Annotated in this window: 13 protein-coding genes; 6 read left to right on the forward strand and 7 right to left on the reverse strand. The window is 67.6% G+C overall.

Going from position 1 to position 14290, the window contains the following annotated elements; translation table 11 throughout:
• Nucleotide 1 precedes the first annotated feature (1 nt).
• Entirely contained in the window at nucleotides 2-613 is a 612-nt protein-coding gene (locus tag AC6BOR_RS14650) for an HAD family hydrolase (RefSeq protein ID WP_498059096.1), read from the reverse strand.
• Nucleotides 610-891 carry a DUF3572 domain-containing protein gene (locus AC6BOR_RS14655; protein ID WP_498059097.1) on the reverse strand — a complete coding sequence of 94 codons (282 nt, stop codon included), beginning with the start codon at nucleotides 889-891 and terminating at the stop codon, nucleotides 610-612. Before AC6BOR_RS14655 ends, AC6BOR_RS14650 begins: the two co-directional genes overlap by 4 nt.
• A gap of 156 nt (nucleotides 892-1047) precedes the next feature.
• Here AC6BOR_RS14655 and AC6BOR_RS14660 point away from each other — a divergent pair, with 156 nt between their 5' ends.
• Nucleotides 1048-2037, forward strand: a complete 990-nt coding sequence (locus AC6BOR_RS14660) for a glutathione S-transferase (RefSeq protein ID WP_498059098.1) — start codon at nucleotides 1048-1050, stop codon at nucleotides 2035-2037.
• A gap of 64 nt (nucleotides 2038-2101) precedes the next feature.
• Here AC6BOR_RS14660 and rpmG read toward each other — a convergent pair whose 3' ends face one another.
• The gene (gene rpmG, locus AC6BOR_RS14665) at nucleotides 2102-2269 is read right to left on the reverse strand and encodes a 50S ribosomal protein L33 (RefSeq protein ID WP_086117499.1); all 168 of its coding nucleotides are present in this window, start codon (nucleotides 2267-2269) and stop codon (nucleotides 2102-2104) included.
• 171 nt (nucleotides 2270-2440) lie between these two features.
• On the opposite strand from rpmG, the gene ygfZ reads away from it, so the two are divergent.
• From ygfZ to AC6BOR_RS14690, 5 genes are all read left to right on the forward strand, one after another.
• On the forward strand, nucleotides 2441-3223 hold the full coding sequence (gene ygfZ, locus AC6BOR_RS14670; protein WP_498059099.1) for a CAF17-like 4Fe-4S cluster assembly/insertion protein YgfZ: 783 nt from the start codon (nucleotides 2441-2443) through the stop codon (nucleotides 3221-3223).
• Nucleotides 3223-4386 carry a mechanosensitive ion channel family protein gene (locus tag AC6BOR_RS14675; RefSeq protein ID WP_498059100.1) on the forward strand — a complete coding sequence of 388 codons (1164 nt, stop codon included), beginning with the start codon at nucleotides 3223-3225 and terminating at the stop codon, nucleotides 4384-4386. The genes ygfZ and AC6BOR_RS14675 overlap by 1 nt, the downstream gene beginning before the upstream one ends.
• Nucleotides 4387-4415: 29 nt before the next feature.
• Nucleotides 4416-4880 carry a MaoC family dehydratase gene (locus AC6BOR_RS14680; RefSeq protein ID WP_498059101.1) on the forward strand — a complete coding sequence of 155 codons (465 nt, stop codon included), beginning with the start codon at nucleotides 4416-4418 and terminating at the stop codon, nucleotides 4878-4880.
• A gap of 30 nt (nucleotides 4881-4910) precedes the next feature.
• Complete coding sequence (locus AC6BOR_RS14685; RefSeq protein WP_498059102.1) at nucleotides 4911-6086, forward strand: acetyl-CoA C-acyltransferase; 1176 nt, start codon at nucleotides 4911-4913, stop codon at nucleotides 6084-6086.
• 106 nt (nucleotides 6087-6192) lie between these two features.
• Nucleotides 6193-7899, forward strand: a complete 1707-nt coding sequence (locus AC6BOR_RS14690) for a DEAD/DEAH box helicase (protein ID WP_498059103.1) — start codon at nucleotides 6193-6195, stop codon at nucleotides 7897-7899.
• A gap of 186 nt (nucleotides 7900-8085) precedes the next feature.
• Here the strand turns inward: AC6BOR_RS14690 and AC6BOR_RS14695 are convergent, their stop codons facing one another.
• Genes AC6BOR_RS14695 through AC6BOR_RS14710 form a run of 4 tightly spaced genes read right to left on the reverse strand, consistent with a single transcriptional unit; the run spans nucleotide 8086 to nucleotide 14244 of the window.
• Nucleotides 8086-9075, reverse strand: a complete 990-nt coding sequence (locus tag AC6BOR_RS14695) for a DUF2891 domain-containing protein (protein ID WP_498059104.1) — start codon at nucleotides 9073-9075, stop codon at nucleotides 8086-8088.
• Nucleotides 9072-10013, reverse strand: a complete 942-nt coding sequence (locus AC6BOR_RS14700) for a DUF979 domain-containing protein (RefSeq protein WP_498059105.1) — start codon at nucleotides 10011-10013, stop codon at nucleotides 9072-9074. The genes AC6BOR_RS14695 and AC6BOR_RS14700 overlap by 4 nt, the downstream gene beginning before the upstream one ends.
• Complete coding sequence (locus tag AC6BOR_RS14705) at nucleotides 10010-10657, reverse strand: DUF969 domain-containing protein (protein WP_498060672.1); 648 nt, start codon at nucleotides 10655-10657, stop codon at nucleotides 10010-10012. Before AC6BOR_RS14705 ends, AC6BOR_RS14700 begins: the two co-directional genes overlap by 4 nt.
• A gap of 14 nt (nucleotides 10658-10671) precedes the next feature.
• On the reverse strand, nucleotides 10672-14244 hold the full coding sequence (locus AC6BOR_RS14710) for a hydantoinase B/oxoprolinase family protein (RefSeq protein WP_498059106.1): 3573 nt from the start codon (nucleotides 14242-14244) through the stop codon (nucleotides 10672-10674).
• Nucleotides 14245-14290 lie beyond the last annotated feature (46 nt).

Consider the following 14290-nt stretch of genomic DNA (forward strand, 5'->3'; position numbering starts at 1 on the left):
ATCAGCCTTTCAGGATGGTTTCGATGTGGGACAGCATCGCCGGCCAATCATCATGGCGGGCGTGGGCATCGGGGCTCATCGGGATCAGGTGGCGCACTTCCGGTTCGGCCACCATGTGCAGGCGGTGCACATGGGGCACATGCGCCTTCACCGATGTGTGGTTGGGCGGCAGATCATCGATGAAGATGGTTTCCGTCGGCTGGAATTCGTCGAGCAGCTTCTTCAGCGGCGCGCCCTTGCCGCCCTGGTTGCCGATGACGCGATAGGGCATGCCGAGCCGGGCCAACTCGGTGGTGCGCCGCGCGGCGTGATGATCAGCGATGTTGGTGAGCACCACCACATCGCAATCCTTGGCCAGCTGGCCCAGCGCATCGGCGGCGCCAATGATCGGGTGCTGGTTGTGCATCCAGTCGGCAAAGAAGCCGTTCAGGAGCGGCGGGAAGTCCTGCGCCGGCACGGCGGTGCCGTCGGGGCGCTTCACATTGCCGGTCAGCGCGAAGGTGTCGAGGCTGAGGGTGAGGCCGTGCACGGCGCGCAGATAATCGATGAACGGCGCGATGAAGTGCAGCAGCACGCCATCGCAATCGGAAACGATGAGCGGCCGTTGTTTCACCAGTCAGTCCCTCCCAGCTGGCGGGCGGCGCCGGCCAGGGTTTCGGGCTTCACGCCCAGCGCCTCGGCCGTGGCGAGCAGATCAGGCTCGTTGGCCATCAGATAATCCATCAGCGCAATCAGCGTGGCGGGTTCGCCGGCGTGCGCGCGCAGTTCCGCCACGTCCATGCCGGTCAAGGCCAGGAAGCGCGGGCCCATTGCCTCGTCACCGGCGACATGGGCCAGCGCCTGCAGCGCCAGCACGGCCGGATCGGTGGAGGAGGGGCGGTCACGCAGCACGCAGCAAGCCCTACCGGCTGGCGCGGGCGCTGCCAAGCGGACAGCGATGGTTGTGATGGTCGCGGCCAGGGCGGCATGGCGAAATCTGGGAGTGGTCGTGGCCGCCAACCGGGCCTAGCCTTTGCCGCAGATCAGCCCGGGCAGAGGGAGTGGCGGATGTACAGGCTTCATGGCGCGTTGGCGTCCCCCTATTCGATGAAGATGCGGGCCGTGTTGCGGGCGCGGCGCATTCCCCATGTCTGGGTGCATGGCCGCGAAACCCACCAGGCCGCGACCAGCAAGGTGAAGGCGCCGGTGATCCCGGTGCTGGAATATCCCGAGGGCCATTTTGCCAATGATTCGACGCCGCTGATCCATGATCTGGAAGCGCGTCATCCCGAGCGGTCGATCGTGCCCGATGATCCGGGTCACGCCTTCCTTGCGCATCTGGTCGAGGATTTTGCCGATGAATGGCTGACCAAGGCGATGTTTGGCTATCGCTGGCTGGAGGCGGTGGACCAATTGCAGATGAGCCGCTGGCTGGCCTTTGATGCCTTCAAGGGTGGCGGCGAGCAGGCCGAACAATTTGCGGCGCAATTCCGCGAACGGCAGGTGGGGCGGATGGCGCTGGTAGGGTGCACGCGTACCAATTTCCCGTTGATCGAAGCATCCACGCGCCGCGTGCTGGCGGCGCTGGAACAGCATGTGGTGAACACGCACTGGCTGTTCGGATCACGGCCGTCGCTGGCGGAGTTCGGCCTTTATGGGCAATTGTCGCAACTGGGGGTGGACCCGACTCCCCAGGCGATGATGCGGGCCGATTATCCGGGCGTCTATCGCTGGCTGCTGCATGTGGATGATGCATCGGGCATCGAGGGCGAATGGCAGGCGGCCGATGCGCCACTGGCGCCGGTGGTGACCAGCCTGCTGGCCGAAATTGGCCGTGTCTATGGCCCGTTCCTGCTGGCCAATGCCGCCGCCGCAGCGGCCGGTGAGCCGATGTTCCGCATCAGCGTCGATGGCTTGCCCTATGAACAGGGGGTGTTCAAATATCAGGTGAAATGCCTGGCCGATCTGCGGGCGCGCCATGCTGCGCTGCCGGCGGCCGTGCGGCAACGGCTTGATCCGGCGCTGGACGCGGCGGGCTGCCTGGCGTTCCTGGCGTGAGCGGACATGCAAAAAGGGCCGGCGTTGCCGCCAGCCCTCTTGTTCGTTCAGCGCTGCGGGGCGCTTACTTGATCTTGGCTTCCTTGAAGTCCACGTGCTTGCGGGCGACCGGGTCGTACTTGCGGAACGACAGCTTCTCGGTCTTGGTGCGCGGGTTCTTCTTGGTGACATAGAAATAGCCGGTGTCGGCGGTGGACACGAGCTTGATCTTGATGGTCGTCGGCTTGGCCATGGTTCCGTTTCCGCGTAAATCAGTTGCTGCGCGGGAGGCATGGCCACCGCGACGAAGGCGGCCCCAATGCGAGAAATGGGCGGCAGAGTCAAGCAGGCAGCGTGGCGCTTTTCGCCCATGCCGGCAGCACGGCCATTGGCAGGGCCCGGCCAAGCCCTTATCTGACGTTGCATGACCCCCTTCATCCTTGAAAATCGCGCTGTTCTGTCTGTCACCGGCGCCGATGCTGCCAGTTTTCTGCAGGGCATGATCACCCATGATGTTGGGCTGCTCGGCCCCGGCCGGCCGGTCTTTGCCGGGCTGCTGAGCCCGCAGGGCAAGGCGCTGTTTGATTTCCACCTTCACGCCGGTGACGATGGAGACATCTTCATCGATGTGGCGGCAGAGCGGGCAGAGGCGCTTTTGAAGCGGCTTTCGATGTACAAGCTGCGCAAGGCCGTGGTGCTGGCGCGGCGGGATGATCTGGCGGTGCTGGCCAGCTGGCCTGGCGGCGAACCGGCCGATGCCCGGCTGCCGGCGCTGGGCGCGCGCTGGATCGGGCCGGCCGGCAGTGCGGCCAACGGCGCCGATGCCTATGACGCGCACCGCCACGCCGTGGGCGTGCCCGACAGTGCGGACATCGGGCAGGACGAGCTGCTGTGGCTGGAAACCGGGGCGGACCTGTTGAACGGGGTGAGCTTCACCAAGGGCTGTTATGTCGGCCAGGAAAACACCGCGCGCATGCACCACCGGGACAAGGTGCGGCGGCGGCTGGTGCCGGTGACCATCCTGGGCGATGCCGGTGAGGCGGTGGAGGTGAAGGACGCCGAGGGCCGCGCCTGTGGCAAGCTGCGCAGCCGGCGGGGCGACAATGCCATCGTGCATCTGCGGCTGGAGGCGGCCGCCGGGCCGTTGTTCCTGGGCGATGCCAGCGTGACGGTGCGGCAGCCGGCCTGGTTGGACGGCTGCTGGTGATGAACGATCCCATCGGCCGCGCCGGCGCCCGCATCGAGGCGACACTGGGCGACAGCTGGCGCTGGGTGACGCAGGACAGCGGCGAGGCGCTGTTTGGTGCCGGCGTTGCGTTGGCGATCTTTGTGGGGCTGGAAGGCCTGCTGCTGCTGGCGCGGCGGTTGCTGCCGGTGGGCGCGGACGGCTGGCGGGGTATCGCCCGCGGCCTTGTTGATCGCACGCTGACCATTTTCCTGATCGCGGTGGCGCTGGATGGGGCCACCCATGCGGTGGCACCGCCGGGGCCGTTGCTGCGGCTGGTGGACAATCTGTTCACCATCGCAGTGGCGGTGCAGGGCGCGCTGTGGCTGCGCGAGCTGGTGCTGGGCCTGGTGCGCCGCCGGGCCGATGCTAGCCCGGACGATGCCCGCGCGCTGGGCAGCGCCATGGGCGTGATCAGCGTGCTGGTGAATGTGGTGGTCTGGCTGCTGGCGGCGATCCTGATCCTCGACAATCTGGGCGTGAACGTGACTGCGCTGGTGGCCGGCCTGGGCGTGGGCGGCATTGCCATTGGTCTGGCCGCCCAGGGCATATTTTCCGATCTGTTCGCCGCGCTCGCCATCTTGTTTGACCGGCCGTTCCGGGTGGGGGACGTGATCAGCTATGGCACCTCGACCGGCACGGTGGAGCATATCGGGCTGAAGACCACGCGCATCCGGGCGCTGTCGGGCGAGCAGTTGGTGATGGCCAACACCAAGCTGCTGGAGCAGCAGGTGGCGAACCTCAGGCGCATCGAGGAACGGCGCGTGGTGCTGCAGTTCGGCATCATCTATCAGACGCCGCCGGCCGTGCTGGAGGCGCTGCCGGGCGAACTGCAGCGGCTGGTGGAGGCGGTGGCCGACACGCGCTTTGACCGGGCGGTGTTCACCGGCTTTGGCGCATCCAGCCTGGATTTCGAGCTGGTGTTCTTTGTGACAGTGCCCGATCTGGCGGCGATGCTGGCCGCGCGCCAGGCGGTGGGCTTTGCCATGGTGCGGCGCTTTGCCGAGCTGGGCGTGGATTTCGCCTATCCCACCCAGACCAGCTTCACCGCCGCGCCCGATGGCCGGCTGGTGGACCCGACGCAGATCAGCGAGCGGCGACCGGGTTCAGGGCGCGGGTTGACGCAAACGGAAAGCGAGGCCTAGGGTTGCGCAAACATGTTGGGGAGAGAGTCATGGCCGGAAAATCGCTGACGCTGGACGAATATCGCGCCCTGGTGGGCCAGGAAGTGGGCGTTTCGGATTGGGTAGACGTGCCGCAATCCAAGATCGACGCCTTTGCCGAAGTGACCGGCGATCATCAGTTCATCCACGTGAACCCGGAACTGGCGGCGCAGACGCCGTTTGGCACCACCATCGCCCATGGCTATCTCACGCTCAGCCTGTTGTCGGTTATGGCCTATCAGGCGATGCCGGGCATCAAGGGCACGCGCATGGGCGTGAACTATGGCCTGAACAAGGTGCGTTTCATGGCGCCGGTGAAATCGGGCAAGCGCGTGCGCGGCCGCTTCACCATTGCCGACGTGACCCAGCGCCCGGATGGCGCCTGGCAGACCACGGTGAATGTGAGTGTCGAGATTGACGGTGAAACCAAGCCGGCGCTGGCCGCCGAATGGATCACCCTGGCGTTTGTTGGCTGAGCCGCCAAATTTTCCTGAAAGGACCTTCCGATGCGTGAAGCCGTTATCGTTTCCACCGCCCGCACCCCGATTGGCCGTGCCTATCGCGGGGCGTTCAACGCCACCCCGTCGCCGACGCTCGCCGGCCATGCCATTGCCCACGCCGTGAAGCGCGCCGGGATCGAGGGCGCCGAGGTGGATGATGTGGTGATGGGCTGCGCCCTGCAGCAGGGTGTGCAGGGTGGCAACATCGCCCGCCTGTCGCTGCTGCGTGCTGGCCTGCCGGTGACGGTGTCGGGCCAGTCGATGGATCGGCAATGCTCGTCGGGCGTGATGTCGATCGCCACGGCGGCCAAGCAGATCATCATCGATGGCATGCAGATCTGCGTTGGTGGCGGTGTCGACAGCATCTCGATGGTGCAGAACGACAAGATGCGTGTGGGGTCCGATCCCAGCCTGGTGGCCATGCATCCCAATATCCACATGCCGATGCTGCAGACCGCCGAAGTGGTGGCCAGGCGTTACAACGTCAGCCGCGACCGGCAGGATGAATATGGCTATCAGAGCCAGATGCGCACCGCCGCCGCCCAGGCTGCTGGCAAGTTTGACGATGAAATCGTGCCGATGACCGCGCAGATGGCGATGGTGAACAAGGAGACCAAGGAGGTCACCACCCACGAGATCACCCTGACCAAGGATGAAGGCAACCGCCCGGAAACCACGCTGGAAGGGCTGAAGGGCCTGAAGCCGGTGATCGAAGGCGGCTGCATCACTGCCGGCAACGCCAGCCAGCTTTCGGATGGCGCCTCGGCCAGCGTGCTGATGGAAGCCAAGGAAGCCGCCCGCCGCGGCCTGACCCCGCTGGGCGCCTATCGCGGCATGGCGGTGGCCGGCCTGGAGCCGGACGAGATGGGCATTGGCCCCATCTATGCCATTCCCAAGCTGCTGAAGGCCAATGGCCTGACCATGAACGACATCGGCCTGTGGGAGCTGAACGAGGCGTTCGCGGTTCAGGTGCTGCACTGCGCCGACGTGCTGGGCATTGATCCCGACCTGCTCAACGTCAACGGCGGCTCGATCTCGATCGGCCACCCCTATGGCATGACCGGCGCGCGCTGCACCGGCCACGCCCTCATCGAAGGCAAGCGCCGTGGCGCCAAATATGTGGTCGTCACCATGTGCGTGGGCGGCGGCATGGGCGCGGCGGGCCTGTTTGAAGTCTACTGAGACAAGCCACAAACAGGAAGTGCAGGCGGCTGGGTGACCAGCCGCCTGTGCTTTGTTTAATGCCGGGCGATTCGCCTTTTGGCGCCAGTTGCGCCATAGGCCGCCGATGACAATGGAATCACTCCCTGCGCCGCTGGCCCAGGCGATTGCCGCGCGCGGCTATGAAGAACTCACCCCCGTCCAGTCTGCCGTGATCGCTGATGAAGCGCGCGGCCGCGATTTGCTGGTTTCGGCCCAGACCGGTTCGGGCAAGACGGTGGCCTTTGGCCTGGCCATGGCCGATGAACTGCTGGGCGGCGGCGATGTGCTGCCGCCGGCTGGCCGGCCGCTGGCGCTGGTCGTGGCGCCAACGCGCGAGCTGGCGCTGCAGGTCGCCAAGGAATTGACCTGGCTTTATGGCCCGGCGCGCGGTCGCATCGCCACCTGCGTGGGCGGCATGAACCAGCAGGTGGAACGGCGCGCGCTGGCCGCCGGCGCCCACATCGTGGTTGGCACCCCCGGCCGCCTGCGCGACCATCTGGAGCGCGGCGCCCTGATGCTGGACCAGGCCCGCGCCGTGGTGCTGGATGAGGCCGACGAAATGCTCGACATGGGCTTTCGCGAGGATCTGGAAGAAATCTTGGATGCCGCAGCGCCCACCCGGCGCACGCTGCTGTTTTCCGCCACCATGCCCAAGGGGATTGCCGAACTGGCGCGCGATTATCAGAAGGATGCGCTGCGCCTCGCCACCGCCGGGCGGGCGGCGGCGCATGCCGATATCGCCTATCAGTGCGTGACGGTGGCGCCGGCCGATATCGAGGCGGCGGTGGTCAACCTGCTGCGCTTCCACGAGGCGCCGACGGCGATGCTGTTCTGCGCCACGCGTGACAATGTCCGCCGGCTGCACGCGTCGCTGGTGGAGCGCGGTTTTGCCGCCGTGGCGCTTTCGGGTGAGCACAGCCAGTCCGAGCGCAACCAGGCGCTGCAGGCGCTGCGTGACCGGCGAGCTCGGCTGTGCGTGGCAACCGATGTCGCGGCGCGCGGCATCGATCTGCCGGGGTTGAACCTTGTCATCCATGTCGAGCTGCCGCGCGATCCGGAAACGCTGCAACACCGGTCAGGCCGCACCGGCCGGGCGGGCTCGAAGGGCACGGCCGTTCTCGTGGTACCCTATCCGGCGCGGCGGCGGGTGGAGCGCATGCTGCACAGCGCCGGGGTGAAGCCGGAATGGCTGCCGGTGCCCTCGCTCGAGGCCATTGCCGCGCAAGACCGGGTGCGGCTGCTGGAATCCATCGGCGAAGGCATTGGCGGGTTGGACGATGAGGACAAGCGGCTGGGCGAGGAACTGCTGACCCGGCATGGCGTGGACGAGATTGCCGCCGCGCTGGTGCGCATGCACCGGGCCCGGCTGCCGCAGGCGGAAGAGCTGGTGGATGCCGGGCCGCTGCAGCGGCCAGAACGGCGTGACCGGCGTGAGAGCAATGACGCCGGCCGTGGGCCCGATCGCGGCCGCGGCGGCGAAGGTGTGTGGTTCCGCCTGGATGTTGGCCGGCGTGACAGCGCCGATCCGCGCTGGATCATCCCGCTGCTGTGCCGGCGTGGCGGCGTGACCAAGCCTGATATCGGCGCCATCCGCATTTTCCCGGCGGAAACGCTGGTGGAAATCGCGCCCGACATGGCGGAACGCTTCATGGTGGCGCTGAAACGGCATGCGACCCGCAAGGGCAACAGCGCCGAGGATCAGATTGCGATCATTCCGGCCGGTGGACCGCCGCGCCCGCCGGAGCGGCGCGGACCGCCGCCACAACGCCGGGGCCCGCCGCCGCGCCGTTAGAGCGGTTTCCGACCAATCTGAACCACCGTCATCGCCCTTGCGGGCGCCCCCTTGCGGGGCGGGCCGATTTTGGCCCGGTGCAGCGTCGCTGCGTCGGTTGCAATGCGCTGCATTGCGCCCTCCTTGCTTCTTGCGCCGAACCAAAATCGGCTCCGTGCCGGCGATCCAGATGGGTGGGAAACCGCTCTAGGCCATCAGGGCCAGTAGCGCGAAGCTGGCCAGCCAATGTTCGCCGGCATAATCGCCGGCGATGTGGGGCAGGGCGGCGGCCAGATGGTTGTCGGCCGCTGCGCGCAGCACGGGCGTCGTGGTTTCATCAGGCCCCAGCGCTGCCGCGATGCGCCGGAAGGCCCAGGCGCGCGACAGGTTGAGGCCATCCAGATGGGCGATCTTGCCGTCGCTGCGATCAGAGACCGTGGCCGGCGTGAAGATGCTGGCCGGCAGCTGCTGGCCGGCGTGGGGCAGGAAGGACTTGAACCAGCGGCGGAACTCGTTTGCCGGCAGCAAGGTCGCCATGGCCAGCGCTTCGGTGAGGGTGGGGGAGAGGAAGGCATCGCCGTCTGGCTCCCAGGCCTGGGCGTACGTGTCGTTGCCGAACCAGGCGCAGGCGCGGGACTGCATCAGGCCCAGCAACGGCCGGTCGTGATCGGCGGCCCAATCGGCGATCAGCGTCAGGGCAAAGGCGGTGTTGGCGTGGGAGCCGGTGCGGATGGGATAGGTGAGCAGCGGCAGATGGGCGGCCCAGGCGGCGGCGAAATCATCGGCGAGCGGTTTGAACATGGCGGCCAAGGGGTTGGCAGCGCCGGATAACTCCGCCTGCAGCATCAGGATCCAGGCCCAGCCATAGGGGCGTTCAAAGCCCTTTGCGGTCGGCCGGGCGAAATAGGCGCGTTCGGCGGCGACATTTTCGGGCGTGAAGATGGTGGCGGCGAGCGCCCGTGTGTCTGCGGCGCGGGCATGGCCGGGGAACAGGTGGAGCAGCCGGAACAGCAGCCACCAGCCGTGCACGCAGCTGTGCCAATCAAAGCTGCCAAAGAACATCGGGTGCAGCGCGCGCGGGCCCAGCGCATCGGCATCGCTGGTCAAGACATGATCCAGCTTGTGCGGATATTCGCGGGTGACATGGCCCAAGGCGATGCCGGCCATGCGGGCGGCCTGTGGTTCATCAAGGATCATCGAAAGGCGAATCCCCAGATCAGCGCGGTGTTGAACAGCCACAACGCCACAGCCGTGGGCCATTGCGCGCGGATCACGGCGTAACGGTCGGGCAGGCCCAGCAAGGCCGCCGGCACGATGTTGAAATTGGCCGCCATTGGCGACAGCAGGGTGCCGCAGAAGCCGGCGAGCATGCCAACGGCGCCGATCACCACCGGATCGCCGCCCAGGCCGTGCACCAGCACCGGCAGGCCGATGCCGCCCATCAGCACCGGGAAGGCGGCAAAGGCATTGCCCATCAATATGGTGAACAGCGCCATGCCGCCGGTGAAGGCCAGCACGGCGGCCAGCCGGCTGCCTTCGGGGATGGCGAGCGGGGCGACGGCGCCGACGATATCGCCCACGCCGGCCAGGCCGAACACCATGCCCAGGCTGGCCAGCAGTTGCGGCAGGATCATCGCCCAGCCGACCCCTTCGGCCAGCCGGCGCCCTTCCTGCACCGCGGCGCTGGCCGGCGGGCGCAGCCAGGCCAGCAGCACGGCGACCGCGATGATGGCGCCGAGCCCGAGGCAGATCAAAGTCACCTGCTTTGGATCGACCAGATCGCCGAGGCGCGGCAGCGCCAATGTGCCGGCCAGCGCCACCATCGGCACGATCAGGGCGGGCAGGAACAGGCGGTTGCCGCGCGCCGCCGCACTGGCCTGACGATCAGCCGTGCTGGTGGTGGCCGGCTGGCCCTTGCCGGGGGCGCCGGCCAGGGCGAGGCTAACGAGGGCCAGCACGATCAGGCCATTGTGAATGTCGCTCAACACATCGCCGGCCAGAAATTCCAGCGAAATCAGCGCCCAGAAGGCGGAACCGCGCAACCTGGCCATGTGCCGGCGATCCAGCAGCGTGGCGATGGCCCAGCCGGCAAACACCAGCCCGGCCAGCAGATAGAGCTGCGGCAGGCCGATCATCGCCGGCCCATCCGCCACAGCCGCAGCCCGTGCACGGCAAAGGCGGCCAGCGCTGTGGGGATGGCCCAGACCGACAGTTGCAGCGGCTCCACAAGGATGCCGGCGCCTTCGAGGAAGCCCTTGATCAGCAGGATCGAGGCGATGGCGAGGAAGATATCCTCGCCAAAGAAGATGCCGACATTGTCGGTGGCCGCGGCCATGGCCTTGGCGCGGTTGCGGCCGCCTTCATCGATGGCGGGATCATCGCGCACCACGGCGGCTTCGACCATGGGGGCGATCAGCGGGCGGACGCTTTGGGCATGGCCGGCGATCTGGGTGAGGCCAAGCGCGGCGGTGATCTGGCGAAACGCAAGATAGATCAGCAGGATGCGCGAGGCGGTGGCGCTGCGGGTGCGCTGGATGAGGGCGGTTGCCGCTTCGCCGAGGCCGCCGCGCTCCATCAGGCCGATGACCGGCAGCAGCAGCCAAGGCACCGAGACATAGCGGTTCTGGTGGAAGGCCTTGCCCAGCGCGGCGATGATGTCGGGCACGGCCATGCCGGCGCCAAGGCCGGAGCCAAAGGCGGCAGCCACCACCACGGCCAGCGGATTGGCGCGGATGGCAAAGCCGGCGACGACGATGGCGATGCCGATCAGCGGCCACAGGCTGGGCAGGGTGGTCATGCGCCGAAGCCGCCGCCGCCGGGGGTCTCGATGATGATGGCATCGCCGGCGGCAAGCTCGACGCGGGCGCAGGGGCCGAGGATTTCGCTTGTGCCGTCAATGCGTTGCACGCGGGCGTTGCCGGGCAGGGCCGGGCCACCGCCGGCAAGGCCGAATGGCACGGTGGCGCGGCGGCCGGAAAGGAGTGAGGCGGTCATCGCAGTGCAGGCGGTGATGTGGCGGATGACGCCATCGCCGCCCGGCCAGCGCCCGGCGCCGCCGGAGCCGTGGCGGACGGCAAAGCGGGTGACGAGCACCGGGAAGCGGCTTTCCAGCACTTCGGGATCGGTGAGGCGGCTGTTGGTCATGTGCGTCTGCACGGCGCTGGCGCCGGCGAAGCCCCCCCCCGAACTATCGACGCCGGCGCCGGCACCGCCGCAGATGGTTTCATAATATTGGAAATCCTTGTTTCCAAACGTGAAATTGTTCATCGTGCCCTGTGATGCCGCCAGTTTGCCGACGGCGCCGAACAGGGCATCGGTGATGATCTGGCTGGTTTCGACGTTGCCCGCGACCACGGCGGCGGGCGGGGCCGGGCGCAGCAGACAGCCATCGGGGACGATGAGGGTGAGCGGGCGCATGCAGCCATCGTTCATCGGCAGATCATTGCCGGCCAGACAGCGGAAGACATAGAGCACGGCGGCCTGGGCAACGGCATAGGGCGCGTTGAAATTGCTGGGCAATTGCGCCGAGGTGCCGGTGAAATCGATGGTGGCGGTGCCAGCGGCGTGATCGATACGGACGGCGACGCGGATGGTGCCGCCATTGTCCATGGCGACGCTGCATTCGCCGTCGGTCAACCCGGAAATGGCTGTGCGAACAGCGGCTTCGGCATCATCCTGCACATGGGCCATGAAGGCGGCGACGGTCTTAGCGCCTTCGCTGGCGCACAGGGCCTTGAGTGCGGAGGCACCCCGGGCGCAGGCGGCGGCCTGGGCCTTGAGATCGCCCAAGCAACGGGCCGGATCGCGCGCCGGCCAGGGGCCGGAGGCCAGCAGCGCCAGCATCTCGGCCTCAAGGAAGTTGCCCTGATCGATCAACAACTTGTTGTCGATCATGACGCCTTCCTGTGCAATGTCGGTGCTGTCGGGCGGCATGGAACCGGGTGTGATGCCGCCGATATCGGCCTGGTGGCCGCGCGCCGCCACCCAGAAGGCGGGGCCGGCCGCGCCATCGAGAAAAACCGGTGCAACCACAGTGACATCGGGCAGATGGGTGCCGCCGGCATAAGGGTTGTTGAGCACGAACATGTCGCCCGTGCGAATCCCGCGCGGGCTGGTCTGCCAGCCCTGCATCACGGTGCGCACGCTGTCGCCCATACTGCCGAGATGCACCGGCATGTGTGGCGCGTTGGCCACGAGATGGCCGGCGGCATCAAAGATGGCGCAGGAAAAATCCAGCCTTTCCTTGATGTTGACTGACCATGCGGTGGTCTTCAGCGCCTCGCCCATATCCTCGGCGATGGCCATGAAGCGGTTGGCGAACAGCTCCAGCCGGATCGGATCGACGGTGGTGGCGCTGGCCGGGCGGGCGAGTGGCGTGGTGCGGGTGAGGAGGAGATTGTGGGCGGCATCAACGCCGAGAGTCCAGCCCGGTTCGACGAGGGTGGTGGCGCTGTCATCGAGGATCAGGGCAGGGCCGGGCAGGGTGCAGTCGGGCGCAAGATCGTGGCGGTGGAAGATTGGCGTTTCGGCTGCGCCCGTGGCGAAAAAGAGGGGCCGCGTGGCCGCCGGTGGCGGCGCGGTGACCGCAGATGGGCCGGTGGTGACCGCATCCGATGCGATGGTGACAAGTTCAGGGCTGTGGCCAACGGCTTCGGCAATCAGCGTATCCACCACCAGATCGGCATCGTCGACCACGAAGCCGAAGCGGCGCGATTGAACGTCGGCAAAGGCGGCGGCCATGGTGTCGGCACTGGCCAGCGGCAGTTCGATCCCGCTGTCGGACCCGGCATAGCGAACGAGGGCGGAGAGGCGGACATCGGCCACGGCCTCCCCTTGGGCGGCCAGCACGGCGCGGGCTTCGGCGGCCAGCGCTGCGGCTTCGGCGGCCAGATCCTGGCCCAGCGGCCAGTTGAGGCTGCGCTGCCGCACGGCGCGGTTTTCAGCCAGGCCAATGCCGAAGGCGGAGAGCACGCCGGCGAGCGGGTGGATGAGCACGCGGGTCATGCCCAGCGCATCGGCCACCTTGCAGGCGTGCTGGCCGCCGGCGCCGCCGAAGCAGGCGAGGGCATAGCGGGTGACATCATGGCCGCGCGCGATCGAGATGCGGGCGATGGCCTGGGCCATGGTTTCAACCGCGATGGCGAGCGCGCCCTGGGCTGCGGCTTCGGGAGTGCAGCCGAGTTCGCGGCCCAGCGCGGCGAATTTTTCCCGCACCGCATCGGCATCCAAAGGCTGGTTCCCATCAGGGCCGAACAGCGCCGGGAAATAATCCGGTTGCAGCACGCCGAGCATGACATTGGCATCGGTGACGGTGAGCGGCCCGCCGCGACGGTAGCAGGCCGGGCCGGGCACGGCGCCGGCGCTTTCGGGGCCGACCTTCAACCGGCCGCCGACCACCGAGATGATGGAGCCGCCACCGGCGGCCACCGTGTCGATCTTGAGCATCGGCACGCGCATCGGCACACCGGCGATCATCACCTCCTCCGCGCGTTCGAACTGGCCATCAAACAGCGAGACATCGGTGGAGGTGCCGCCCATGTCGAACCCGATCAGGCGGGTTTCCCCGGCGCTGCGCCCGGCGGCGGCCATGCCGACAATGCCGCCGGCCGGGCCGGACAATATGGCATCGCGGCCACGGAAATGGCCGGCGCGGGTAAGGCCGCCGTTGGACTGCATGAAATCCAGCCGCACGCCATTCAGCCCGGCCGCGACCTGGTTCACATAGGCGGCGAGCGGCGGCGACAGATAGGCATCGACCACGGCGGTGTTGGCGCGCGGCACGAGGCGGATGACGGCGCCGACATCATGGCTGCAGGTGATCTGGGTGAAGCCAAGGCTGCGCGCGATGTCGGCCACCTGCCGTTCGTGGGCCGGGTGGGCATGGCCGTGCAGGCAGGCGATGGCGATGCTGCGCCAGCCATCGGCGAAGGCCTGTTGGAGCCGGGCGGTGGTCGCCGCCGCATCAAGGGGCTGCAGCACCGCGCCATCGGCCGCCACCCGTTCGGGGATTTCGACCACGGCGCCATAGAGCGGCGCGGGCTTTTCGATATTGAGGGCAAAGATGCGCGGCCGGGCCTGGTGGCCGATGATGAGGGCATCGGCATGGCCGGCGGTGATGGCGAGCAATGTGGGCTCGCCCTTGCGTTCGAGAAGCGCGTTGGTGGCAACCGTGGTGCCCATGCGCACGGCGGCAATGGGGGCGGGATCGCTCCCACGCAGCCGGGCAATGCCTTCCAATGCGGCATCCTGGTAGCGATCGGGCGCGTTGGACAGCAATTTGGCGGTGACCAGCCGGCCATCGGGGCGCAGCGCCACGATATCGGTGAAGGTGCCGCCACGGTCGATCCAGAATTGCCAGCCTGCCATGGCCGTGTGGTGGCGGCATGGGCCCTGTCGGTCAAGCGTGAAGCGT

The organism is Sandarakinorhabdus sp. FBCC-B8862 (genome assembly GCF_059745315.1).